This is a genomic window from Nostoc sp., assembly GCF_036919895.1.
Lineage (GTDB): Bacteria > Cyanobacteriota > Cyanobacteriia > Cyanobacteriales > Nostocaceae > Nostoc.
Genome location: NZ_JBALBW010000031.1, coordinates 55316 through 79624, shown reverse-complemented (window position 1 = coordinate 79624; position 24309 = coordinate 55316). Strand labels below are relative to the sequence as shown.

Below are 24309 nucleotides of genomic sequence, written 5' to 3'. Positions count from 1 at the left end.
GGTCAAAATTAACCTAGCTAAATAAACTCTAATTTTTTGCTTTCTTAAATTTAAATAGTATTTCTCAATACTGTTATCATTCATAATACTTGATAAGTTTCCTCTTATGTAATCTACTAGACAAATTCGTATCAACTATACATGCAATAAATATTTGGTACCCACTATACAAATAAAAGCATGTCGGCACTTGCTGCAACAGTTGCTCTATCTACTAAATAGGGAGTAGCCTTTTTCCGCCTATCGATAGATATTCAACCCTTTCTGTATATGAGATGCTTTTATACAAGTAAGAACGTCCCAAATTAAGCTGCCATTATTGTAATTTGTATCATCTGGGTTACTTGAAATTGGTAATTCATAACCCCATCACCAGGTTTTGAGTTTATCTAGTGACTTCCAATACATAAACATAAAAATATTTATTTAGAAAAATATATAAAAGTTTAAGAAATTTGGATAGTTAGCTGAAAATTTTATGTTTGTTTAAGTTGAGAAAGTTTGAGGGGGTTTGACATATTTGATAATTAAGAAAAAAATGAAGAATATAATCTGTTGGAAGCCGGAGAAGAAAGTTTTGTTGGGTGCTAAGGTTAGTTTCGTTATAGGTTGTATCTAACTGTAACCCGTAGGTTGTAGGTAGATACATATTTTTATTCCTGAATAGAAATTAGCAGAAGCTTCTATTCGCCATATAAACAGGTGCATTCGTCCATTAGGGAAAACTACCAAGCCTCAAAGGAGTAGCTGAAACTAAATTATGTACCAAACAAAACAACAATCCCTAAAGGAAACTATGAATATTGTTGAATTGGGAAAAATGGAAATACTGGAGAATGTTGCTGATATTGAAGAACCATCACTCGATAGTTTAGATGCAGTAGCAGATGAAGAGACTCCAATTGTAGTAGAAAATCTGGAATCAGATGAACGCGACGGGGATAATATGGCTGCGGCCCGTCCTTCGGGATACAATAAAACCGAGCATGATGATGCTGTTGGCGCATTTTTTAAAGAAATGGCGCGTTATCCACTTCTAAAAGCTGATGAAGAGGTGGAGTTAGCGCGGCGAGTTAGATTTCTAGAAGAAATTAGGGAATTACAAGCTGCTTTAAACTTAAAACTGGGATACGAACCTAGTAAACTAGAAGTAGCTTCCGAGCTAGAAATGACGGAAAAACAACTCGAAAGTCGCTTGTATCAAGGTAGAGTAGCGAAACGCAAAATGATTCGCTCTAACTTGAGATTAGTAGTATCTATTGCCAAGCGATATCTAAATCGGGGAGTGCCTTTTCTGGATTTAATTCAGGAAGGAGCAATGGGTTTAAATCGCGCTACAGAAAAGTTCGATCCAGACAAGGGATACAAGTTTTCTACTTACGCCTATTGGTGGATTAGACAAGCGATTACTAGGGCGATAGCTAACGATGCGCGGACAATTCGGCTACCTATTCATATTGTTGAAAAGCTTAACAAGCTGAAAAAAGCTCAACGAGAACTCAAACAAAAACTCTGTCGTAATCCTACCGAAGGTGAAATGGCAGAAACTTTGGAAATTAGTGTTCAACAACTACGCCAGCTACAACAGCTACGCCGTCAAGCACTGTCTCTCAACCACCGTGTCGGTAAAGAAGAAGACACGGAATTGATGGATTTGCTAGAAGATGAAGATAATCTGTCTCCAGAAGCAAAAATGAATGAAAACATGATGCGTCAGGAGATTTGGGAAGTATTGGGTGACGTGTTAACTCCACGGGAGAAAGATGTGATTTCTCTGCGCTATGGTTTGACAACCAGCGAACCCTGCACTTTAGAAGAAGTTGGCAATATGTTCAATCTTTCTCGTGAGCGAGTGCGTCAAATTCAAAGCAAAGCCATGCGGAAGTTGCGCCGTCCCCATATAGCTAAACGCTTAAAAGGTTGGTTGATTTAGTTACATTTACAAAGATAGAGATGTAATACCTGACCTAATTAGCTTAACTAACGAATATGGATCGAATAAAGTGCAAAGCTTTCAATTTCGTAGGATGTGTTATCGCGTAGCGTAACGCACCATCATCAATTTTAGCTGCGTTAGGATAAATGTTCATAACACACCCTACAAAACTTGCTCTTTATTAAATCCACATTCCTAACGAATGAAGGCGAACGTGTATCTGTATATTCCTTGAGCTTCATCTATCAACATCTACAAAAACCGGGCATTCTGTACCTTTTTTCGGCTTTTATTTAGTCATTACTCAAAAAAAATTGCCCAGTTGCCTATAGACTATGGACTATGAACTATGGACTATAGACTAATGACTTCGTGTAGCAATTTGATTTTGCGTTTTGCTGAACCAACTGATTACAGCAGACTATTTCAATTAATTCAGGGGCTTGCTGAGTATGAAAAATTATCTCACGCTGTCACTGGCAATGCTCTGGCACTGAAAGAGCATTTATTTGGCTCGCACAGATATATAGAAGCAATTTTAGCAGAATCTGCCGGTCAAGCTGTTGGTTTTGCCCTATTTTTTCATAATTATTCAACATTTTTGACCAAGCCAGGAATTTATCTGGAAGACTTATTTGTTTTACCAGAATATCGTAGACAAGGTATTGGTAAGGCTCTCATTACTAAATTAGCCCAGATAACTATAGAACGAGACTGTGGAAGATTAGAATGGAGTGTGTTGGATTGGAACGAACCAGCTAAAGCATTCTACCGCAGTATGGGAGCATCTATATTAGATGATTGGCGAATTTGCCGTGTTACAGAAGATGCACTTACTCAGTTAGGAACTGTTAAATAAAAAACAAAGGATGAAGTATAAAAGATGAATATTTTGAATATTTCATCCTTAAATGCCCATCACTTCTCGGTTATAAAATATTAAATATTTATATAAATTTGCATTTTCATGATCAGCGTAAATGAAAATCAGTTTATTGCTAGATATGACTCTGTATCTAAAAACCAAAAAATTCAAAAATTTTAAAGCGAAGTTTGACAGCTTGTCGTTTGACTATAGGAGCGGCTCAACTGACAATTATGGAGGATATTGAACCCAATAAGCCGTTATTGCAGAGAGAACACGAAATGAAAAAATTGATTACAGTCATGCTGTTAGGCATAGCAATCTTCACCTTTGCCTTCAGCAGTCCAGCTTTGGCAGGGGATGCTGTTGGTGGAGCGAAAGTATTTAGTGCCAATTGTGCCTCTTGTCACGCGGGAGGTAAGAATCTGGTTAATGCTGCCAAAAGCCTGAAGAAAGACGCTTTGGAAAAGTATGATATGTACTCAGCAGAGGCGATTATTGCCCAGGTTACAAAAGGTAAAAGTGCTATGCCTGCCTTCGGCAAACGTTTAAAAGATAGCCAGATTGAAGATGTAGCGGCTTATGTGCTTTCACAAGCAGATAAGGACTGGAAGTAGACTAACATCTAACTTCAAAAATTAACAATTTGCGGGACTTTTGTCCCGCAAATTTTAGAGTTGCCGAAATTTTCAAATAGGATGCTTATACCAATTTTGGATTAAGAGTCTTAATAAAAAGACTGTTCCAAGAACATCAAACAATACTACCTATCCTAAGTTGGTACTATGGGTAATTTCTGGCGATTATTTATCAGTGTAATTATTGCTTTCTCTCTCACTTTTTTGACTTTATCCGCACATTCAGCACCCGTTTTAATTACCCAAATTAAAGCGAGTGATTTCTTGCAGTTGGGTGTAGATAAGATGCGGCGAGGTAATTACCAGGAAGCAATAGAGAATTTTAACCAGACAATTGAACTTGAGAAAGATTTTGCTGTAGCTTATAGCGATCGCTGTCTTGCTTATCTCCAATTACAAGATTACCATCAAGCGATCGCAGATTGTACCCAAGCAATAAACTTTGCGCCTGATGACTCTGAGGCTTATCTGAACCGGGGTTTGGCACACTACAGACAAGGAGATTATCTTGCTGCCATTGTCGATCATAATCGAGCGATCGCACTTAAACCATCCGATTTCCGAGCTTACTACAACCGAGGATTAGCCCGTGCTGGGGATGGGAAAGACTCGGAGGCAATTCTTGACTTTAATTTAGCCCTAACTCAAATTCCCCAAATCACTAGCTTACTACTTGCAGATATCTACAATGACCGAGGTTTGGCGCATTTTATCTTGCAAGATACCCAAGCAGCTATGCTCGACTTTAATCTAGCAATTCGTCTTAACGCTAACGATTATCGAGCTTATTTTAACCGGGGTTGCGCTTGCGGACGAAATAGAGATGACTTTGGTGCAGTGCGTGATTTTTCTCAAGTCATCACACTCAATCCCAGCAATGCTCAGGCTTACGTTAACCGGGGAATAGCTCGTTATCGCTTAGGATATCATTTAGATGCAATGTCTGATTTACAAAAAGCATCTGAGTACTTTGAAAATCAAGGCGAAAGAGTTGCTTACAAAAAAACTCTAGATTTGCTGAAGAATTTGCGACAAGAAATTTCTTCTGTAACTGAAATCGCTCTTTTATAAAGCTGTAAAAGCTATACAGGGTATCCACCAGCTTGAAAAATTTGTTCGGCGGTTAAATTTAATTCGGGGAAAGTAGGTGAGATAATGCGTAGTTTACCGCCGCAGGCATCGCTACCTTGAAACTGGCTGACTTGATATTCTCCATCAATTAAAGTATAAACTGAGACAGTTGGTTGTTTGGGGTTGCCAATAAATCGCCTACCGCCTAAAGCAGCGTAGTCTACAATCCAGTATTCGGGTATGCCTATAGCCTCATAGTCAGCAGCTTTTTTTAAATAATCATCACGCCAATTGCTACTCACTACCTCAACTACTAAGGGTATTGATTCCGCTTGGCTTACAGTAGATTCTTTTTTCCATAGAGGTTCATTTACTAAATTAGGAAGATTTAATATCAATACATCTGGTGAGTAAGCCGATTCACTTTCAAGCGGTTTTACTAGTACAGTTTTCGGGATGCCATAGTTTAGGCTGATACGACTATATTCTAGAAGAAATTTCTGAACTAAAAATACAATAATCTGTTCATGGTAGCCTGTTGGTTGGGGCATTTCGACTATTGCTCCATCATGCAACTCATAATGTTTTCCTGTGTTGTCAGGATATTTAGCAACGAATTCATCGAATGTAACTAGTTTACGTAAGGTTTGAATCATTCTATTGTGTTTGCGAAGTGTCCAGTTTTATCAATGCTAACGTAATTATAATTGTTACAAGCAAAATAAAACTCAATCAAATCATTTAACAGACTCTATCTAATGTGATAAATGGTGAAAACAATCACAATAATCTTGAAAAGTTGACATTTTTTTAGAACCTGATGTTGCAGAAATGTTTCCCAATTCTGAAGCCGTAAATGAAGGTCTACGTTTTTTAATTAGAGTTAAAAGTAAAAATCGGTTTTTAAACTGCGATCGTATTTAATTTATTGGTTTAGGGACTTCCAAATAAAAAAATATTCAAAAACTAACACAAAAATATTCTCTATTTTTCTTCTCTCTGTGTTCTCTGCGCCTCTGCGGTTCGTTTATAGCGTTGAGATACAAGAACCCCACCCCCAACCCCCTCCCCGCTCTTCTCTACGAGAGGCTGCGCCAACGAGAGGGGGCTATGATGTACATCGTTTGATTAGGAAAAGCTATATTTGGATATTTTATTTCCTGGAAAATGTAGGATTAATAAAATTAGCTGCACCTCTAGAGATGCAGCTAAAAATTTAATATCTTGTACTGCTAACTGATAAGGCGTAACAGCATCAGAGAACGATCTGTAACTGGTAGACTTTGAGAACCTGAAACTAATTTTCCTCTATCTAAAAATCGAGGTTCATTAGTGTCAATTACGATCTCCCATACATTATCTTTAAAGTCATTGGGTAAAGCAAACTTAAGTAACTCGTAGTGAGCGTTAAAAAATATCAGAAAACTTTCATCAATAATCCGCTCACCACGATCTCCTGGAGTTAAAATTCCCTGCCCATTCAAAAAAATCTCCATTACTTTGGCATAACTAATTAGCCACTGTTTCTCAGTCATTTTACTACCATCAGCATTAAACCAAGCAATATCATTAATGCCTAAACCGTGGATGGAGCGACCTTGAAACCATTTACGTCGCCGGAATACTGGATGTTGATGGCGAAAAGCAATTAGTTCACGTGTAAAGTCTAGTAAATCCGAGTTCGCTTTGTGCAAATCCCAATGCCGCCAGGAAATCTCATTGTCTTGGCAGTAGACATTATTATTTCCCTTTTGACTACAGCCAATTTCATCTCCCTCTAATAGCATTGGTACACCTTGAGATAGCATTAGAGTTGCTAAAAAGTTTCGTCGTTGCCGTTCGCGCAAACGCAGTACTTCTGGGTCGTCAGTTTCGCCTTCTACACCACAATTCCAGGATCTATTATGGCTTTCACCATCTCTATTCTCTTCCCCGTTTGCATGGTTATGCTTTTCGTTGTAGCTGACTAAATCATTTAAGGTGAAACCATCATGAGCGGTTATGAAATTAATACTTGCATTTGGGTTGCGTCCATTTGTTTGATACAGGTCAGGGCTACCTGTAAAACAGTAAGCAAATTGTCCTAAACTATCATCTACACCACGCCAAAAATCTCTTACTGTATCCCTATATCTACCATTCCACTCAGACCAACGCAGTGGAAAGTTCCCAACTTGATAGCCGCCTTCTCCTAAGTCCCAAGGTTCAGCAATTAATTTCACATCTGCCAAGATTGGGTCTTGATGAATAATGTCAAAGAAAGCTGATAGGTTATCTACCTCATATAATTCCCGTGCTAGTGCCGAAGCCAAATCAAAACGGAAGCCGTCTACATGCATTTCTATTACCCAATAGCGCAGGCTATCCATAATTAACTTCAGAACTTGGGCATGACGCACATTCAGAGAGTTACCACAGCCTGTAAAATCCATGTAGTAGCGAGGATCGTCTTTTACCAAACGGTAATATACAGAATTATCAATACCTCGCAAAGATAGAGTTGGCCCGAAATGATTTCCTTCGCCAGTGTGGTTATAGACTACATCTAAAATCACTTCAATTCCTGCCAAATGGAGTGCCTTGACCATTTGCTTGAATTCGGTGACTTGTTGACCCGCAGCCCCACTAGCACTGTAACTAGAATAGGGGGCAAAATAGTTGATGGAATCGTAGCCCCAGTAATTCCTTAATCCTTTATCTTCTAAATGTCCTGGATGAGATAAAAAGTGATGTACTGGCAACAATTCAACTGCTGTAATTCCTAATTGCAGTAAATGTTGAATTGCCGCTGGATGTGCCAACCCTGCATAAGTGCCACGCAACTCTTCTGGAATAACTGGATGTAATTTTGTAAAACCTTTGACGTGGGTTTCATAAATAATAGTTGTATGCCAAGGTGTACCAAGCGGTTTATCGCCTGCCCAATCAAAAGATTCATCAATTACAATACACTTGGGCATTATTTTGGCATCATCTAGTTCAGAAAAGACTAAGTCTTTTTCCTCAGCATCTATAGAATAGGCAAAGACAGATGGATCGTTACTAAACTCACCATCAATTGCTTTAGCGTAGGGGTCAATTAATAGTTTATTCGGATTAAATCGATGACCTGCTTCTGGTGCCCACATGCCATGCACTCTAAACCCATACTTTTGGCCTGGCCCCACTCCTGGTAAGTAACCATGCCAAACAAAATTATTTTTTTCTGTTAAAGGTACGCGAATCTCTTCGTCATCGTTATCAAATAAACAAAGCTCTACCCCAGTTGCATTTTCCGAAAATAAAGCGAAGTTTGTCCCTTTACCATCCCAAGTTGAACCTAAAGGATATACATTTCCTGGCCATACTGGTACATACATAAGCCAATTTTAAATAATTAGGTTTTTGGTGATTAATCAAGGTCGATTATTTTGAATAATTAGTTAAAGTTTAGAGTTACTAATTATTCATTTAAAAGCACCAACATTCAAGCCTAACTGAGAAATAATATTATTTACTCTATCAGTAGTCGTATAAATATCTATTCCTTAAGTCTTAAAAATTGAGGTAGACGCCAACAAGCAGGAAGAAAACTGCTCTCTGCTTCAGTAAAGCGAACAGAGGGAGTAAGGCTTTAAAATTATAACCTGTCATTGCCTTGCGATCGCTTCACTGGCAATGAGAATCTATCTATCATCTTGGTAAACTTGGAAAATTGGGATGTTCCCTTAAAATCTTTGTTTATTAGACGGCGATTTAGGTGGCTGTTGTAGTAGTCTGTCAAGTTCAAATTGATGGGTAATAAAGTTCGTAGTAAGGACTTCAGTCCTTATTTTCTAAGCACTAAAGTGCTTATAGCGGTTCTCAGTTAAGTGAGGTACAAGAACTCCACCCCCAACCCCCTCCCCGCAAGCGATGAGGGGACTATGATGTACCTCATCTGATTAGGAAACGCTATACTACAAACTTTTCATTACTAGCTTGACAGACTAGTAGGAGCAATTCATGAATTGCCTCTACAACAGATGTAGTTTTCAAGCAACTCATATTTAGTATTTTCTGTCAATGCGTAAGTTCCATTTAAATTCGGTAGCTATGGAGTTTAAAGCATAGTCAGTGAATTAACTAACAAATTATCAAACTGTGGAAATATGACGGCATGTCTTTTGACACGATTTTACTCTTACAGCAAAAATATTACGTGGTGACTGTTTTTACTTGGTGTGAAAGAGAACGTGAAAAAGGATTTTTTGTTGCTGACAGTTGCTTTACCAAGTTTACTGATAGCGTTTCCTAGCTTTGCTGCTGAGAGTGAAATTAAGGAGAGAAATACTGATAAATCAACCGAAGTCATTTCAGATATTCCGAGTTTGAGTGAAATCGGGCTACCTGCTACTAATGCTGAATTATTAACTCAACAATCTGCACCGAGCGAAGTTAATCCAGAAATAGAGCAAACTCCGAGCGATAATGCAGATATTTACATAGAAACGATCGCAGAACCAGACAACCTACCTCAATCTACACCAACTTACGTAATTGATAAAGAAGAAATTCAAAAGCAGGGCGCTACCAGTTTAGCCGATATCTTAAAAAGAATGCCTGGTTTTGCCATCAATGATGTAGGTCATGGTGCAGATACTCACACAGGTACATACTACCGGGGAGCTTCAATTAATCAATCTGTATTTTTGATTAATGGTAGACCAATTAACAATAATGTCAATACTTATCATGGTGGAACTGATTTAAATAGCATTCCTGTAGAAGCAATTGAACGAGTGGAATTATATAGCGGGACAGCTTCCGCTTTATTTGGTTCCTCAGCTTTTGGGGGAGTTGTGAATATCATCACCAAGGAAGGTTATGGTAAACCTAAATTCAATGCTAGTGCAGAATTTGGCTCATTGAGTTTAAATAACCAACAAGTAACTTATGGTGGTTCATCCAATAATGTCAAATACAATTTTAGCTTTGAAAGATTCTTTACAGATAACCGTTACCGCGTTCCTGTAGGTGCAGCAAATCGGGATGCACAGGGGTTTTTATCGAATGCAGATACAGCTACAAGTACCTACTTTGGTAGCATTGGGCTAGATTTAGATAAGAAAAATTCATTGAATTTAGATGTTACTGCACTCAGCAGTCGTCGTGGCTTAATTTATTTCGGTTTCCCTCTCCAAAGAGATAGATTAGACCACGATGGTTTAAATGTTGGCTTATCCTGGAAAACTCGATTAGGTAATGGCGAAAGCTCTAATCTGACAACCTCAATTGGTTATAACCAAGATTATTTCAGCACTTATGGCCCTACAGGAGCATTTTACCGCACAGGAACTTTAGATACGCAACAACTTACAGCCAGAGTAGATCATGAGTGGAAAATTACTTCCAATAATAAATTACGCTGGGGATTAGATTTGAAAAACACCGATTTAATCGGTGATGTTTTGAGTACAAATCCTAGTAGTATTGCCAAAAACGAAACTGAAGATAGGAGTTTATTCAATACAGCTTTATTTGCTGTCGATACTTGGAATATTAGCGATAACTTTCTGATAGATTTAGGGTTAAGACAAACCTTTGACAGCCAGTTTGGAAATTATCTCAACCCTAGTGTTGGATTACGTTATGCCGTCACACCAGTAGTAGCAGTCCGTGGAAGTTGGGCAGGGGCACAACGCAATCCTGGGTTAGATCAGTTGTATGTTTATGATACAGTTCATGGTTGGGAACCAAACCCTGATTTAAGACCAGAAACTGGTTCTACTTGGAGTGCTGGAGTAGATGTTAATTTTTCTCAAAATCTGATTGGACAGTTTACTTACTTTGGTAGTAGTATAGGCGATCGCTTGGGAGTCACCGCCGGCAGATGGGAAAACATTGGATTAGTAGATACCAATGGTTTAGAGGTTGCATTGCAATTCAGAATTGCATCTGGCTGGTCAACTTTCCTTAACTACACTTATACAGATGCTCAAATAAAAACAGGCTCAGAGAGCGGTTTACAGTTAGGCTTGATTCCATACTCTATACTTCAAACTGGCTTAGGTTATGAAAAAGCAGGATGGCAGGCTAACTTGTATGTTACCTACAATAGTGGCGCTCGTAGATCCATCTTTGCTAACTCTACTGACAAGGCTACAGATTTTGCGCCGTCTTTCGTAAATTTAGATTTGAGCGGACGTGTACCTTTAACTAGCAATTTAGGATTGACATTTTACTTAGAAAATCTACTCGGCGAGCAATATGAGCGAGTTAATCGCATTTATAGCCCTGGATTTACTTTTCGTGTGGGTTTAAGTGCCAATTTTTAGGTGTTAAATGTAGAGATTTTGTTATTGCAAAATCTCTACATTATTGGGATAAATAGTATCCATACGCTTTACACAATACGCTGCTAAGTATGATTTTCGTTAGAGGCGATCGGAATCAGATGAACCTCCAATCGTTGATTGAGCGCACGCGCAATTTTTTGCAGCATTGAAAGCGAGTGTCCTTCATACTCAGCATCTTCAACGCGTGCAATCACCGATTGCTTTGTCCCAATGCGATTAGCAAGTTGCTGTTGAGTCAATCCTGCTTGTGTCCGGGCACGATAAATCAATTGTGCAAGTTCTGCATTTAACGAAGATTCTTTGATCATTTCCTCCATTTCAGAATCTTCAGAGGTTATTTGTTGAAGAATCTTCAGTGCATCATTCGTCTTCGCCATTTTCTGTTTCCTCCATGTAGGTATGAACTGCTGGATTAGTTTCAAATTGAGCCTTTCGCTGAATCGCCCGCTCAATCTCCATATCAGGAACTCGATCCTCATCTTTTGCGATCGCATGAGCCAAAATCGCTACATTCTGTCCAGAAAAGAAATACAAAATGCGATACTGCACTCGAACGTGCTTTGCCCGTAATTCATAAATTCCGTCGCGCAGGTAATCTGCCGCAGGTCGTCGCAATTCGTAACCTGTACTTGCGAGTTGTTGAATTCTAGCAACACAATTGGCATAGCCTTTACGATCTTGCTTTAAAAGGGTCTTAAGCCATTCCAGAACCGGAACCGTGCCATCTTGATCTTGATAAAAAATAATTCTTGTTTCGGGCAAAGTCTTTGACCCTTGTAATCCAACTCACTTTATCACAATATTGCTATAAAAACATAATTAGGTTGCTTAACGCACGGCTATACAATATGGTGCGTTAGGCTAAAGCCGTAACCCACTACTTAAAATTTACTTTTAATCTAAAATCTAAAATCTAAAATCTAAAATTTCGATGAGAGCCAAAATTGAAAATCAAATACTTTTTATCCATCACGAAGATTTGCCAGAGTTTAAGAAAGGTGGTTCTGTGGTGAGAAACTCTTATTTTTGGGCGTTACGTTCAATTGCTGGTAAAGCTTCGCGTTATCGTGATTGGGAATACGAGCCGGAGGTGTGGCTAGCACTTTCACGAATGCTTTTGTCTTTTGCTGAATCTGGGTATTTAGGTCTTAGAGAAACTTTGCTGGAGTTTCCTTTCTCTCAAGGGGAAATTCCTAGTTTGCTGCGAGATGTATCTACTTTTGAATAAGTCAAATCAGCTTTTGTTTGTGGAAAACACTAAAGTGAGTAAGTCAAACAAGCTTTTGAGTAAGGCAAACCAGCTTTTGCTTGCGGAAAACACCAAAATGAATAAGTCAAACAAGCTTTTGAGTAAGTCAAATCAGCTTTTGCTTGCGGAAAACACCAAAATGAGTAAGTCAAACTAACTTTTGAGTAAGTCAAATCAGCTTTTGCTTGCGGAAAACACTAAAATTAGTAAGTCAAACAAGCTTTTGAATAAGTCAAATGAGCTTTTGTGAAAGCATTTCAGTATTTTGAGAAAGTAATTAAGTATTTTAAGAAAGTAATTAGGTATTTTTGATAAAGTAAACAGCAAATATACCTGACAATTAACAATTACGGCTGCGTACTACTGTAATTAATATTACATTACAAAAATAATCCTTGAACTCATCGGGCACTCATAAGAGGTTCAATCCGTCACAATTAGTCATCATAGACAAACCCTAGTTAACACTAGGGTTTGTTTTGATAAAACAATTAACATGGAACGGTTAGTGTAGGAAAACAACGTGAAAATAGCTATTTTTACTAAAACATTAATTACATCTATCGGTTTGTTGACTTTATTTTCCCCAAGTCCAGCATCGGCTCAACTCATACCACAACCTTGGGTTTCAGTCGGTGGAAAAGATGGTGATGTAACCTATGCTGTAGGCGCTAGGGCTTTGAATTTCGGGGTTGAGCTAGGAGTTGGCCCTGATGGTGCTACGGGAGTAGATGTTTTGAAGTTTATCAGTTTACCTGTCATTTCACCTTATGTAGGAGTTGGACTTTATTCTGAGGATAAAGGTGTTGCAGTTTCAGGTGGCGTTCAGGTAGGTGCTACTGATCATGTTTTTGTTGGTGCTGGTTACAATTCTATTCGTGGCTTTAACGGGCAACTGGGAATCAGATTTTAACTAGCAGGGGGAGTAACTGAAGTTGAGATTAGTTCTCTGACATGAACTGCGGAATCTTGTTGTAATGCTGATGCCACGATCGCTTCACTCTCAACTATACTCAACCGAGCGATCGCCTGTTTGACTCCAGGTATACTTTGAGGATTCACGCTCAACTCATCCAGCCCTAAACCTAATAAAATTGGTGTTGCTAAAGTATCTGCTGCCAATTCTCCACATAATCCTACCGAAATTCCCGCCGCATGAGCAGCTTGGATAGTTTGCTGCACCATTCGCAACACAGCTGGATGTAACGCATCAGCTAAGTTTGCCACGCGGGGATTAGTGCGATCGCTAGCCATAACATATTGACTCAAGTCGTTAGTCCCTATACTAAAGAAGTCTACTTCAGCCGCTAACTGATCTGCGATCGCAACTGCTGACGGAACCTCCACCATAATTCCCACTTTTATCGCAGCATCAAAGGAAATACCAGCTTGATTTAATTCAGTCTGCACTTCACCCAAAATTACCTTAGCTGCACGTACCTCGCCTAAAGTGGCAATCATTGGCAACATGATCTTAATTTGGTATCCTACACTAGCTCTCAAAATTGCCCGTAACTGAGTTTTGAACAAATCCACACGATCTAAACAGAAACGAATTCCCCGCCAACCTAAGAAAGGATTAGCTTCTGGAAACCCAACTCTCAGATAAGGAAGGGGCTTATCACCACCCACATCTAAGGTACGAATAATTAGGGGACGATTATCTAAAACTTGGGCGATCGCCTGATAAACTTCAAGTTGTTCTTCTTCTGTGGGGGCGCTTGTCCGATCTAAATAAAGAAACTCTGTGCGAAGTAGTCCTACCCCTTCTGCACCGCTAGTCACAGCAACTTGCACATCATTTATACTACCAATATTGGCGAAAACTTTAACTTGCCGACCATCATGAGTAATTGCTGGCTGATGTGCTGTAGCTCGTGCTTCCTGTTGAGCAGTTTGCCAAGCTGACTGTTTTGCTGCCAACAAATCCAGGATATGTGATTCTGGTTCTACCCAAGCTTTGCCACTTTCCCCATCAAGTGCCATCAGTGTACCATCTGCCAAATGCAACACTTGGGCATCTACTCCCAAAACTGCGGGAATACCTAATGTTCGGGCGATAATTGCACTGTGAGAAGTAGCGCTACCAGAAGTTGTACAAATACCCAATACCTTTGTCGGATCTAATCTAGCGGTATCTGAGGGGGTTAAATCAGTCGCTACTAAAATCGCTGGTTCATCAAAATGCAAGTTAGCAGGGAGATTTCCAGCTAATAATCGCAGCACCCTTTGCCCGACATCTACAACATCGTCAACTCGCTCTTGTAGATAAGAATCTTCAAGTGTTCGGTAAGAAGTCGCCACTTCATCTACTACGGCTTGCCAAGCTGCCTCAGCATTTATATGGTGATCTGATATACGCTGATGAGCCGCTTCCAATAATACTGGATCTTCTAAAAATAGTAATTGGGCATCAAATATAGCGGCTTCAGTGTCACCAATTTGCAGAGATGCTTGTGAAAAAACTGCTTGAATTTCCTGTTTGGCGGTGTGAATTGCTGTTTGTACTCGTTGCCACTCTGATTCAGGATCGTCTACGTGATATTCCGTAATGGTGATGTGAGTGGGCTGATAATGAACAACAGGTGCGATCGCAACTCCCGCAGAAGCAGCAATTCCTGAAAGTTCGCCGTGAGTTGCTGGGGTAACTTCATGGTGAAATGCTGGCGGAGAATTCAAAGCAACATTATCTTCACCAAAATTATTTGCGAATAATGCCTGTAATGCTGCCAGCGCTTCATCTGCATCAAAACCGGTGGCAGTAATTACTAGTTCGTGTCCTTGACGCACTCCTAAAGTTGTCACTTGGTTAATACTGTCACCCCGAACTAGCCCAGTATTCCTGGTTAAATTCTGCACTAGAATTTGAGATTGAAACCGGGCTGCGGTTCCCACAAATTGGGCTGCTGGACGGGCGTGTAATCCTAAGCGATTGCTGACAATCAACCGGATTTCTTTGGTTGGAAATTCGGGATTTCTTGCTTCGATGTTGTCAGTAACAACAGACAACGGATTTACACCCAATTGAGTTGCTTTAGCGAGGAGTGCGCCGCGTGCTTCCGCCATAACTTGGTGAATATCTCTCCCAGCCGCCGCCGCAACAACAGCAGCGATCGCACCTTCTACTAGAGGTGCTTCACACAAATATACTTTTTGCTGCTGTGCTTCTGGCAAAAACTCGATAGCCATTTCTGCACTTAGCAAAGCACTACCCAAATCCATTAATACCAAAACACCATCATCAGAGAAAACAGAAGCGATCGCTTCATAAACCTGAATCGGATCTGTACCCAATGGATTTTCAGGATCATCAATTCCGGCTGCAACAGCGATAGAAACTTGGCCTTGAACCATTTGCGCGGCGAGTTCCCGCACACCTAAAGCTAGTTGTTTGCTGTGAGAAACTATAACAATTGCGATCGCTGCCATACCGCCAAACTTGTTGAAAGGTTTGCGTTTAGCCAGTTATCCATTGCAATTTCCCATTCCGCACCGCTAAAAACAGCATTTATCTTAATTAAAATTGCAACTTCCCGAAAATATTCCGGTTGTTCCAGCTAGAAATACGAATAGAATAGCCCTCTTTTAAAGAAATACGTGGTATCCACTCATAAACACCATCACTAGCAGTACGGGAAGAAATGTTTTGGATAAGTTTGTCTCCATCGTACAGCTTAATCGAGACATCACCATTAAGATTATCCCGCCACAATATTAAATAAGGCTGATCCTTCTTGGGAAGTACTTTAGCTGCTGGCTGAGAGATCGAGATTTTTGGCGCAACCTGATTTTTACTTTTCTTACGGAATCCCAGATAATGAGGGAGGTTTCGGAAAGTAGGATTTTCTTGCACATTAGACAGTTTAGGAACAATAATATTTCCGTTCTGGGAATTGAACAAATAAGTCGATCTGCCACCGTCAACAGTAATGATGTCGCCTTTAACTCCTAATTTACGTAATAAATCGGCTGCCTCATCCAGAGTTGCTTGCTTCACCGTCATAATCAACAACAACTCGTTACCTTTAACACCATCTTTGTCTAAAGTACCGATGACTTGATACTTATTTACTTGGTTTTGGGCTAATACTTTTGCGGGATGATCGCTGTATTGGTAAGTAACGATCGCATTTTTTACCTCATTTTGGTTGAGAGGCGAACCGCTAACGCGATTGTAATCGGTAATGTATGCTTGTTTATTATCCCAGACTAAGGTTTTAAGGCGAATATTACTATAGTATTTATCTTTTGGTTCTTTGATGGGGCCATAAGGACTAGTACCACCAGTAATGACTACACCATTTAGTTTAATTGGAAAGGATAATTGACTACTAGATTGGTATTGTTCAAAGAAAGAACAATTAATCATCGAAAAAACGTTGTTTCCGTAAAGTTTCTTATATTCATCTGTAACTTCAGAAAATAACTTTTGTTTGAAAAAAGGGCTGTAATATTTACCTTCCCCTTTATAATATTTACCCTCATTTAAACCCATATTATCTACCTCCCCGATAATTTGGTCTATGTGCATTTTGCCCACATTGATAACTTGTAAATAAGCTTCATTCCCATTAGTTAATTCTTTTTTATATAAAGCCGCCCCATCTATAGACTGAAGAGGCTGATAAGAAGATAAAGAGTTAGAAGTTTGGGCAATCCAAAAGCTACTCAGAATTGGCAGCAAAAAAAGGAATAAATGGAATACAACTTTCATTAGTATTTTATTGAGTTAGAAATAATTATTTGGAATTATAATCGAAATTTGAATGTCAGCCAGCCTCAAAAGGTCAACATCGAGGCTTTTTGCTTGGATATTGTAAATAGTGAAGGTAAAACTTTAGGTATGCAAAGCTTGTGAAAGTTGTACAGCTTTATTATGTAAATTAATATGAAGATTAAGTAACTTTACTAAGTATCCCATATCTGCAAATACAAACCGCATTAATCTTTTTGTTGTGTATTAAGTTGGTAAAACACTCAAAAAACATCCTTTGTAGTATGATTCTGGTTTTATAATACTAATGGTATAAGAGATGACGGCTCAATTTGAATACAGTACTCTCGCCCATCCACAGGATATCCAGCCGTTGGCGTATATCCTTGAGCAATGTTTCATCAGCGCCCTTGGTGGCGAAGAAGTTTACATCAATCTGATTGGCGTAGAAAACTTCCGCATTATTCGGGGATTGGAACAATTAGCTGGTGGATTAGCAACTCTCGATATGGGTCAGTGGTGGGGTGGTCAACGTGTACCCATGACAGGAATTGCCGCAGTGGGCATTGCTCCAGAATATCGCGGTTCGGGAGCTGCGATCGCTCTCATGCAGCACACCCTCAAAGAACTTTATGATAGAGGTATAGCAATCTCCGCTCTTTATCCCGCCGTTCAAACTTTGTACCGAAAAGTAGGTTATGAGCAGGGGGGTAGCTGGTGTATTTGGGAAGTTGCAACCAGGAATATCCAGGTGCGGGAGCAACCTCTACCTCTGCAACCAGTAGTGAGCATCAATCATGAAGACTTTCACGAGCTATATCAGCAACAGGCGAGACAAACGCATGGCTACTTAGACCGACATTCAGCAATCTGGGAGCGAATAATCCAACCAGATAAACAGGAAACAGTCTACGCCTATTTTATTGGTACTAAAGATCGACCCCAAGGTTACATCATCTTCACTCAAGAGCGAACAGAAGATGGGGAAATCCTCTGGGTGAAAGATTGGGTACTGAGTACAGTTGCTGCTGCCCAAACTTTCTGGTCTTTTCTAGCAAATCATCGCTCCCAAATTCAACACGTGCGATGGAAGAGTTCTGCAATTGATTCCCTGACATTGCTACTACCAGAGCAAACTACCAAGATATACCGTCAGTTCCGCTGGATGCTGCGGGTAGTAGATGTAGTCAAGGCGCTAGAATTGCGGGGTTATCCACCAGGAATCCAGACCCAATTGCACTTAGAAATTCAAGATAATTTGCTAACTGGAAATAATGGTAAATTCATTCTTTCGGTTGCCAACGGACGCGGTGAAGTTACCAAAGGTGGAAAGGGTGAGTTGCAGCTAGATATTCGGGAATTGGCACCATTGTATACAGGTTTATTCACCCCCTACCATTTGCAACAAGCCGGAAAACTGAGTGGTACAGAAACGGCTATCTTAGCAGCCACGCAAATATTTGCAGGTGCTTCACCTTGGATGGCTGACTTTTTTTAAAGAATTATAGCGTTTCCTAATCACATGAGTTACATCATAGTCCCCTCATCGCTTGCGGGGAGGGGGTTGGGGGTGGGGTTCTTGTACCTCACTTAACTGAGAACCGCTATAGGAATGGGGATTAACAAATCAAAAATTAACTGGACATGATATAGAACCCATTTGATTTCTGAAAAAATCTCGGTAGTCTTGTAGGGTGTGTTAGCGATAGCGTAACGCACCATCCTAAGCTGTTGGTGCGTTACGCTTAACAAACCCTACGTGTATTTCAAAAATCAAATACTAGTCCTAATATCAATTCAAGAAATTTGGAGTACCACTACCGCCATTTTTACCAACAGCAGTTATTTCCAGTAGATCATCTGTGGCTTGGCCAGTACCATCGTTGATAACAGATGTAGGGCCACCTGGATGTCCATTGGGGACGAACAGTTGCGGATGGTCAAAAGGCGCTTTCTCATACCGAACTCGGTCATCAGTCAATCCCTTTAAAAAAGCTACCAATTGCTGCTTTTCATCTGGTGAGAGATTTAGGGGGGGAAGAACTCCAAAGTCACCACCGCGATTGTAAAAATCAACCACTTGCTCTAACGTCGCCTGACCTCCATTGTGGAAGTAGGGAGCAGTGAGTTCGACATTGCGAAGTCCAGGTGCTTTGAAGGCTCCATCTGCAAACACAGTTTCACTAGAACTCAACGGTGGAGTGAGGATGGGAGGATTTTCGCCGAGGAGAACTTGAAATTTCCCCAACTGAGCCAATCGTACCTCTGAAAGCGGATTACCTTGGCCGTTACCAAACAAGCCGTCATTACCACCCAAACCTGGGTCATCGGTAACAGGTCTAACACCAATGTTGAAGAAGCCATTGTCTTCAGGGCTGTTTGGAGGGAACGGCGCACGTTTGATTTGTCCGTCTTTTTTCACACTGCTAACTGAAGCAGCTGTTAATTCCGAGCCAACGTGACAACCAATACACAGACCTTTGCCCTCAAATATTTGTTTACCTCGTTGCTGCTGAGGAGTTAGGGCAGTAGTATTTCCTTCTAAAAAGCGATCGAAGGGCGTATCATTAGCAATGAGTGTAGACTCGTATAACTGAATTGCTAGCCCAAAGAATAGCGAGAAATTGTACTCAGTCAATGTATACTCATTAGTCTCCAAGGAGCGATCGGGCTTTTTGACAAAAGTCCTTTGACCTTGAGCATCAACTTGAATGAGTCGATTAGACTTCCACCACTCTGGCTTGAAGGCATCTTGAATCATCTGCTCATAGGTTTTATCTTTAAGTCCAAGTTTGGGCCATCTACTATCTTGACCTAAAACGCTGTCTTGCGGATGCACTATTTGCTTACCTAGCGGTCTCAGGGGAAATAACTTTTTAGCAAGTTTTCGGGGTAGCTTTTTACCCTTACCAACGCTGAGGGATCTTTTGTCAATTGACCCGAACTTATCACCAATTTCTTGAAAAGTCCTGCCATTAGCAGACGACTCAAAAGAACTGAGTGGCGGGCCGACCGCTTGGGATGCCAAAGACGAATTATTCAGGCTGATATTGACAAATTCTAGTTGATTTGGGGTTGCTGCTTTGGCGATCGCAGCGTTAGGATCTCTTAAACCAAAGGGATTCACCCCATTAAAGATGTTTTGTGCCCTTCCGTCCCAGAAGTTGCGGAAGTTGAATGCTGCATTAATCACGGTTGCTGTGTTACGCGGCTCGACGCGGCGCACATTAACACCTCCCACGTTAAACACCGGATCTGGTTCGTTTGTTACTTGGTCTTGGGCATTACCAGGTGTGACATCAACAAACTTAGTATTGAAGACCCCTTGAGAAGAACTGACATCGTTCCGGTCAGAGACAACAGTCTTCGCATCATTCGGGTCTGACAGTTTGTGGAAGGGAAAATCTTCCGGTTTTAGCTGGTAGTTTGCCAGTCCACCGACATCAAAAATCGTATCGGGATTCGCCGTACCATTAGCGTTAATCTGCAACAGCCCAGGATTAATCTGATTTTTGGATCTACTGTCGGCTCCAGCATGGAAGTGACAAGTAGCACAGGAGGTCTTTCCGTCGCTACCTACTTGCATATCCCAGAAAAGAGCCTTTCCTAACTGTATGGCAGCTGGTTTGTTTTTTACGAAGTCTCCAAGATTGTCAGGCTGTGGAACCGATACGCTTTTGAGCGAGGCTAGAGGCGGCGGCGTAACCTGGGCTGATACAGTATTTCCAGCTATTACTGCTGCCATAATAACAGCAGCAATTGTTATAGTCTTTGAAAATCTCGATCTCAGGTAGTTAAGCTTGCTATATCCGAATCTCCACTCTTGGCGCTTTATTTTTGTCACCACAAATTTGAGCAAAAACCGACCTTTTGAGGTCAGTAGCAAGTAAATGAATAAGCCTGTAATAAAGACTACTAAGCTTAACATGGGTATAAATCCCATAATTTTTGGTAATAAAATAACACTGAAACAAATCATACATTTATCTGAAAGTCTAAAATGTAATGTTCATGTAAAGGAATTACGCAATTTACGAATTTTCTATGAACAAAAAACGCCATAGTTTAGGACTAAAAATAAATTGAGTCGGGTCGAGAAGCTGTTATATATTTAATTTGCTTTTACAAGGTTATTAAGATAGATTATCAATAAAAATTGATAACATTTAGATTATGCAAATTGGATATGTTTTAAATTATCATCAGCCCTACTTTGGGTAGGATATTTGAATGTCGCTACATCAAAGTTCTGGTCGCTGGCGCTTAGGGTTAGCTTTATCGCTATTAACAGTATTATTGTGGGGAATTTTGCCGATCGCTCTGGCGGTAACTCTCCAAGTACTTGATGTGTATAGCATCATTTGGTTTCGCTTTTTCGTATCATTTGTACTACTGGCTGTGTATTTAGGAATACGCGGTAAATTACCAAAGTTAGAACAACTGCGTTCTGCTTCTTGGAAATTATTAGCGATCGCTACACTATTTTTAGGGATTAATTACTTCTTGTTTACACAAGGTTTAGCGCTAACATCACCTGCTAACGCTGAAGTTCTGATTCAATTATCTACCCTTTTATTAGGTTTCGGAGGGTTAGTGATTTTTAAAGAACGTTACCGCCTGTATCAATGGATTGGTGTTAGTGTAATGATTTGCGGTTATGTTTTATTTTTTCGAGAACAACTAACAAATTTAATTACAGCGCATGGCACATATATACTAGGTAGTATTTTGATTGCGCTAGGAGCAACGTCATGGGCGATTTATGCTTTAGCGCAAAAGCAATTATTACAATCTTTATCTTCCGCCAGCATCATGCTGATAATTTACGGTGGTTGTGCTTTATTATTCACTCCTCTAGCCAGAGTAAAATCACTTTTTATACTCGATCGTTTCCATTTAGGAATGTTGGCTTTTTGTGCTTTGAATACTTTAATCGCTTACGGTGCTTTCGCTGAATCGTTAGAACATTGGGAAGCATCACGAGTAAGTGCAGTAATAGCTTTAGCTCCCATTGTGACATTAATCTTAGTTGCAGTTGTATCAGTTATTGCACCTGATTGGATACCAGCAGAACAATTCAGTTTTATAGCAATATTCGGAGCGGGTTTAGTAGTCACAGGTTCAGTTGCGATCGCACTGGGTAAAAGCTGATTAATAGTAAGGATTTTCAGGATTTTTATGGCGTTTTTTCTCTAATTAATTCGGGCAAAACTCAAAGCTACAACATAAATACTGAGGCAGAGGATTTTTTATTTGTTATGATTTGATAGTGAAGGCAAACTACGGGGTCAGCCTCTTAATTAGATGGATATTTTACCCATCTGTGTGACTCTGTAGTATCTGATTTTCGACTTTACGGCCAAGATAAAAATTCTTGAGAAAGAATTTGGAAATCAGAATTCAGGAGTCAGAGAAAGCTTTCTACATTCATAATTCATCCACAATTCATCCTGAATTATAACGACTGACTCCTAAATTCTGTTTTGATAAAATTGAGGCTAAAAACTTTAAGTAAACTAAGCAGGGTGTCCGAATAACTACCAAAGCCAACACCTGATAAAACCAGACCACCGAAATAGTTGAGCGATGAATAGTTTGTTTGGTAATTGGGCCAGCAGCCTCAGAAAAAATTCCCTATTGCTGGTTCTTTCAACACTGCTGCCAACGCTTGGAATTAGTAATTCTGTCTTGGCAGCAGAGCGGATTTATGCATCTTATTCAGCATTGGAGATTTCCATTTCAGTCAAGACTTTAGAAAACTATGCCAAAACAGGTGTAATTAACAAAGATTTGGCAGCCTATCAGCAATATCTTCCTCTACAACAGCTTCCAGAATTGCGGCGGATTTTACTTAATCGGGTGAAAGTAAGTCCGGTAGTGCTTTCGCAACTTCTCTACACACCGCAAGGAGAATTTTTGCTGCATCGGTTGGCGCAAGTTTTTATAAACAAATCTTCTCAACCAGAACTTGGTACTTTGCGTTCAGCGCTAATTTTAGCCTCTGCTGAATCAGGAGGCTTGACATTTTTGAATGTGTTGCGTAAATATCCCAGCAGCAGTATTCGCCTTGATGTCGCCGAGACTTTGGAAATTGCTACGGAATTGGAGAAACTTGTTAACCAAACTCATCGAGCGATCGCAGCAGTCTCTCAAGAGTCTAAAATAGAAGCTGCTACCATTTCACAACCAAATTTCTCGCAATTGCCCGATTTAAAGGTTCCGGGAAAGTTTAAGTCGCAAAAATACACTCTAAAGTTTTTTGATTCAACGCGCAATCGGCTTTTATTAACTGATGTTTACATTCCCAATGTCCAAAATAATGCACCCGTAATTGTGATTTCTCACGGCTTGGGTTTAGATAGCAGCAACTTTCAATATTTAGCCACGCACCTATCTTCTTATGGATTTGCCGTTGTCGTTCCCAATCATCCTGGTAGCGACACTAAAGAATTGCGTTCTCTGCTAAAGGGACACGCTAATGAAATAGCAGAACCAGGTGAATTTAAAGACCGACCTTTAGATATCACATATATACTGAATCAATTGGAAAAAGATAATCAATCTGATTCACGGTTTAAAGGTCGCTTAAATCTGCAACAAGTCGGAGTATTTGGTCAATCTTTGGGAGGCTACACAGCCTTAGCCCTAGCAGGTGCGAAAATCAACTTTGAGCAGCTAAAACAAGACTGTCAACCAGCAGCACTCCAAAAAACCTGGAATATGTCTTTACTGCTCCAGTGTCGCGCTTTAGAATTGAACATCAGCAAGTCTGGCAAGGATTATAACCTGCGGGATGAGAGAGTGAAAGCTGCGATCGCAGTTAATCCCATTACTAGTTCTATTTTCGGCAAAGCTGGTTTAAGTCAAATCAAAACTCCAGTGATGATTGTCAGCAGTAGTGATGATACAGTTGCACCAGCTTTGTCTGAGCAAATTCTACCTTTCTCCTGGTTTGCAAATTCACAAAAGTATCTCGTCATGCTTGTAGGTGGTACTCACTTTTCCACCATTGGTAATGGTAATCCTGCAAATCAACAAGTAGCATTACCTACTGATATGATTGGCGATGCTTCCCAAGCGCGTCGTTACATGAATGTTTTGAGTTTACCTTTCTTCCAAACCTACATTGCAGGAAGGCCACAATACACCCCATATCTTAACGCCGCCTACACTCAAAGTATTTCTAGTAAGTCTCTTGGTTTAAGTCTCGTAAAATCATTGAATACAACTGAATTAGAACAATTACTGGATATAAAAGGAGGCAAATCCACAAAAAAAAAGTTCCCAACACCATAGTCAGCTTCGGATTTTGGATGTTGGATATTGGTGTTGCATTGCTGCATGTGATGATTTTTATTTGATTTATACAGGCGTAATTAATTACGTCTGTAAAATTTATTTGCGTAACACACCCTACAGGATCTTCTAATTACTTCTGCTTACTTACTGTAAAACTGTAACTGGCACAGATAAAATGCGATCGCATTCATCCTTATCAGCATATACTTTAAAGAAATGT

Annotated in this window: 17 protein-coding genes; 10 read left to right on the top strand and 7 right to left on the bottom strand. The window is 40.0% G+C overall.

Features of this window, described 5'->3' with window-relative positions:
* The first annotated feature begins 760 nt into the window (after positions 1 to 760).
* The 4 genes from V7K55_RS05785 (at position 761) to V7K55_RS05770 (ending at position 4510) form a co-directional block, all read left to right on the top strand.
* A complete protein-coding gene (locus V7K55_RS05785) occupies positions 761 to 1933 on the top strand; it encodes an RpoD/SigA family RNA polymerase sigma factor (protein ID WP_334829107.1) in 1173 nt (390 codons plus the stop codon).
* A 367-nt stretch (positions 1934 to 2300) separates the two neighbouring features.
* Entirely contained in the window at positions 2301 to 2795 is a 495-nt protein-coding gene (locus V7K55_RS05780) for a GNAT family N-acetyltransferase (protein WP_334829105.1), read from the top strand.
* Positions 2796 to 3082: 287 nt separating this feature from the next.
* Positions 3083 to 3418, top strand: coding sequence for a cytochrome c6 PetJ (gene petJ, locus V7K55_RS05775; RefSeq protein WP_334829152.1), 336 nt, complete (start codon positions 3083 to 3085; stop codon positions 3416 to 3418).
* Positions 3419 to 3586: 168 nt separating this feature from the next.
* Positions 3587 to 4510 (top strand): tetratricopeptide repeat protein, encoded by a 924-nt coding sequence (locus tag V7K55_RS05770; RefSeq protein WP_334829103.1) that lies wholly within the window; start codon positions 3587 to 3589, stop codon positions 4508 to 4510.
* 11 nt (positions 4511 to 4521) lie between these two features.
* Here V7K55_RS05770 and V7K55_RS05765 read toward each other — a convergent pair whose 3' ends face one another.
* Positions 4522 to 5166 (bottom strand): Uma2 family endonuclease, encoded by a 645-nt coding sequence (locus tag V7K55_RS05765; RefSeq protein ID WP_334829101.1) that lies wholly within the window; start codon positions 5164 to 5166, stop codon positions 4522 to 4524.
* 576 nt (positions 5167 to 5742) lie between these two features.
* Positions 5743 to 7869 carry a glycogen debranching protein GlgX gene (gene glgX, locus V7K55_RS05760; RefSeq protein WP_334829099.1) on the bottom strand — a complete coding sequence of 709 codons (2127 nt, stop codon included), beginning with the start codon at positions 7867 to 7869 and terminating at the stop codon, positions 5743 to 5745.
* A gap of 855 nt (positions 7870 to 8724) precedes the next feature.
* Here glgX and V7K55_RS05755 point away from each other — a divergent pair.
* A complete protein-coding gene (locus V7K55_RS05755; protein ID WP_334829097.1) occupies positions 8725 to 10806 on the top strand; it encodes a TonB-dependent receptor plug domain-containing protein in 2082 nt (693 codons plus the stop codon).
* An 83-nt stretch (positions 10807 to 10889) separates the two neighbouring features.
* Here V7K55_RS05755 and V7K55_RS05750 read toward each other — a convergent pair whose 3' ends face one another.
* Together V7K55_RS05750 and V7K55_RS05745 are read right to left on the bottom strand one after the other, a co-directional pair.
* Complete coding sequence (locus V7K55_RS05750) at positions 10890 to 11204, bottom strand: helix-turn-helix domain-containing protein (protein WP_334829095.1); 315 nt, start codon at positions 11202 to 11204, stop codon at positions 10890 to 10892.
* Positions 11188 to 11589 (bottom strand): type II toxin-antitoxin system RelE/ParE family toxin, encoded by a 402-nt coding sequence (locus V7K55_RS05745; RefSeq protein WP_334829093.1) that lies wholly within the window; start codon positions 11587 to 11589, stop codon positions 11188 to 11190. Before V7K55_RS05745 ends, V7K55_RS05750 begins: the two co-directional genes overlap by 17 nt.
* A gap of 169 nt (positions 11590 to 11758) precedes the next feature.
* Between V7K55_RS05745 and V7K55_RS05740 the strand changes: the two genes are divergently transcribed.
* Both V7K55_RS05740 and V7K55_RS05735 read left to right on the top strand, forming a co-directional pair.
* A complete protein-coding gene (locus V7K55_RS05740) occupies positions 11759 to 12055 on the top strand; it encodes a hypothetical protein (RefSeq protein WP_094329126.1) in 297 nt (98 codons plus the stop codon).
* A 544-nt stretch (positions 12056 to 12599) separates the two neighbouring features.
* Positions 12600 to 12989 (top strand): hypothetical protein, encoded by a 390-nt coding sequence (locus tag V7K55_RS05735; RefSeq protein WP_334829088.1) that lies wholly within the window; start codon positions 12600 to 12602, stop codon positions 12987 to 12989.
* On the opposite strand, the gene ptsP is transcribed toward V7K55_RS05735, so the two are convergent.
* Both ptsP and V7K55_RS05725 read right to left on the bottom strand, forming a co-directional pair.
* Positions 12986 to 15505, bottom strand: coding sequence for a phosphoenolpyruvate--protein phosphotransferase (gene ptsP / locus V7K55_RS05730; protein WP_334829086.1), 2520 nt, complete (start codon positions 15503 to 15505; stop codon positions 12986 to 12988). The two genes, V7K55_RS05735 and ptsP, sit on opposite strands and share 4 nt — an antisense overlap.
* An 88-nt stretch (positions 15506 to 15593) precedes the next feature.
* Complete coding sequence (locus tag V7K55_RS05725; RefSeq protein WP_334829084.1) at positions 15594 to 16790, bottom strand: hypothetical protein; 1197 nt, start codon at positions 16788 to 16790, stop codon at positions 15594 to 15596.
* A 319-nt stretch (positions 16791 to 17109) separates the two neighbouring features.
* Between V7K55_RS05725 and V7K55_RS05720 the strand changes: the two genes are divergently transcribed.
* Positions 17110 to 18288, top strand: a complete 1179-nt coding sequence (locus tag V7K55_RS05720) for a GNAT family N-acetyltransferase (RefSeq protein WP_334829082.1) — start codon at positions 17110 to 17112, stop codon at positions 18286 to 18288.
* 294 nt (positions 18289 to 18582) lie between these two features.
* Here V7K55_RS05720 and V7K55_RS05715 read toward each other — a convergent pair whose 3' ends face one another.
* The gene (locus tag V7K55_RS05715; protein ID WP_442949067.1) at positions 18583 to 20733 is read right to left on the bottom strand and encodes a cytochrome-c peroxidase; all 2151 of its coding nucleotides are present in this window, start codon (positions 20731 to 20733) and stop codon (positions 18583 to 18585) included.
* A gap of 287 nt (positions 20734 to 21020) precedes the next feature.
* Here V7K55_RS05715 and V7K55_RS05710 point away from each other — a divergent pair, with 287 nt between their 5' ends.
* A complete protein-coding gene (locus V7K55_RS05710) occupies positions 21021 to 21941 on the top strand; it encodes a DMT family transporter (RefSeq protein ID WP_334829078.1) in 921 nt (306 codons plus the stop codon).
* A gap of 435 nt (positions 21942 to 22376) precedes the next feature.
* Positions 22377 to 24086, top strand: a complete 1710-nt coding sequence (locus V7K55_RS05705) for an alpha/beta hydrolase (protein ID WP_334829076.1) — start codon at positions 22377 to 22379, stop codon at positions 24084 to 24086.
* Positions 24087 to 24309: the final 223 nt, after the last annotated feature.

Excerpts from the sequence above, each read along its gene's own strand:
- V7K55_RS05770 (WP_334829103.1), top strand. The coding sequence starts at position 3,587 with ATGGGTAATTTCTGGCGATTATTTATCAGTGTAATTATTGCTTTCTCT.
- V7K55_RS05720 (WP_334829082.1), top strand. The coding sequence starts at position 17,110 with ATGACGGCTCAATTTGAATACAGTACTCTCGCCCATCCACAGGATATC.
- V7K55_RS05750 (WP_334829095.1), bottom strand. The coding sequence starts at position 11,204 with ATGGCGAAGACGAATGATGCACTGAAGATTCTTCAACAAATAACCTCT.
- V7K55_RS05710 (WP_334829078.1), top strand. The coding sequence starts at position 21,021 with ATGTCGCTACATCAAAGTTCTGGTCGCTGGCGCTTAGGGTTAGCTTTA.
- V7K55_RS05740 (WP_094329126.1), top strand. The coding sequence starts at position 11,759 with ATGAGAGCCAAAATTGAAAATCAAATACTTTTTATCCATCACGAAGAT.
- V7K55_RS05715 (WP_442949067.1), bottom strand. The coding sequence starts at position 20,733 with ATGGGATTTATACCCATGTTAAGCTTAGTAGTCTTTATTACAGGCTTA.
- V7K55_RS05785 (WP_334829107.1), top strand. The coding sequence starts at position 761 with ATGTACCAAACAAAACAACAATCCCTAAAGGAAACTATGAATATTGTT.
- V7K55_RS05765 (WP_334829101.1), bottom strand. The coding sequence starts at position 5,166 with ATGATTCAAACCTTACGTAAACTAGTTACATTCGATGAATTCGTTGCT.
- petJ (WP_334829152.1), top strand. The coding sequence starts at position 3,083 with ATGAAAAAATTGATTACAGTCATGCTGTTAGGCATAGCAATCTTCACC.
- ptsP (WP_334829086.1), bottom strand. The coding sequence starts at position 15,505 with ATGGCAGCGATCGCAATTGTTATAGTTTCTCACAGCAAACAACTAGCT.
- V7K55_RS05705 (WP_334829076.1), top strand. The coding sequence starts at position 22,377 with ATGAATAGTTTGTTTGGTAATTGGGCCAGCAGCCTCAGAAAAAATTCC.
- V7K55_RS05780 (WP_334829105.1), top strand. The coding sequence starts at position 2,301 with ATGACTTCGTGTAGCAATTTGATTTTGCGTTTTGCTGAACCAACTGAT.
- glgX (WP_334829099.1), bottom strand. The coding sequence starts at position 7,869 with ATGTATGTACCAGTATGGCCAGGAAATGTATATCCTTTAGGTTCAACT.
- V7K55_RS05725 (WP_334829084.1), bottom strand. The coding sequence starts at position 16,790 with ATGAAAGTTGTATTCCATTTATTCCTTTTTTTGCTGCCAATTCTGAGT.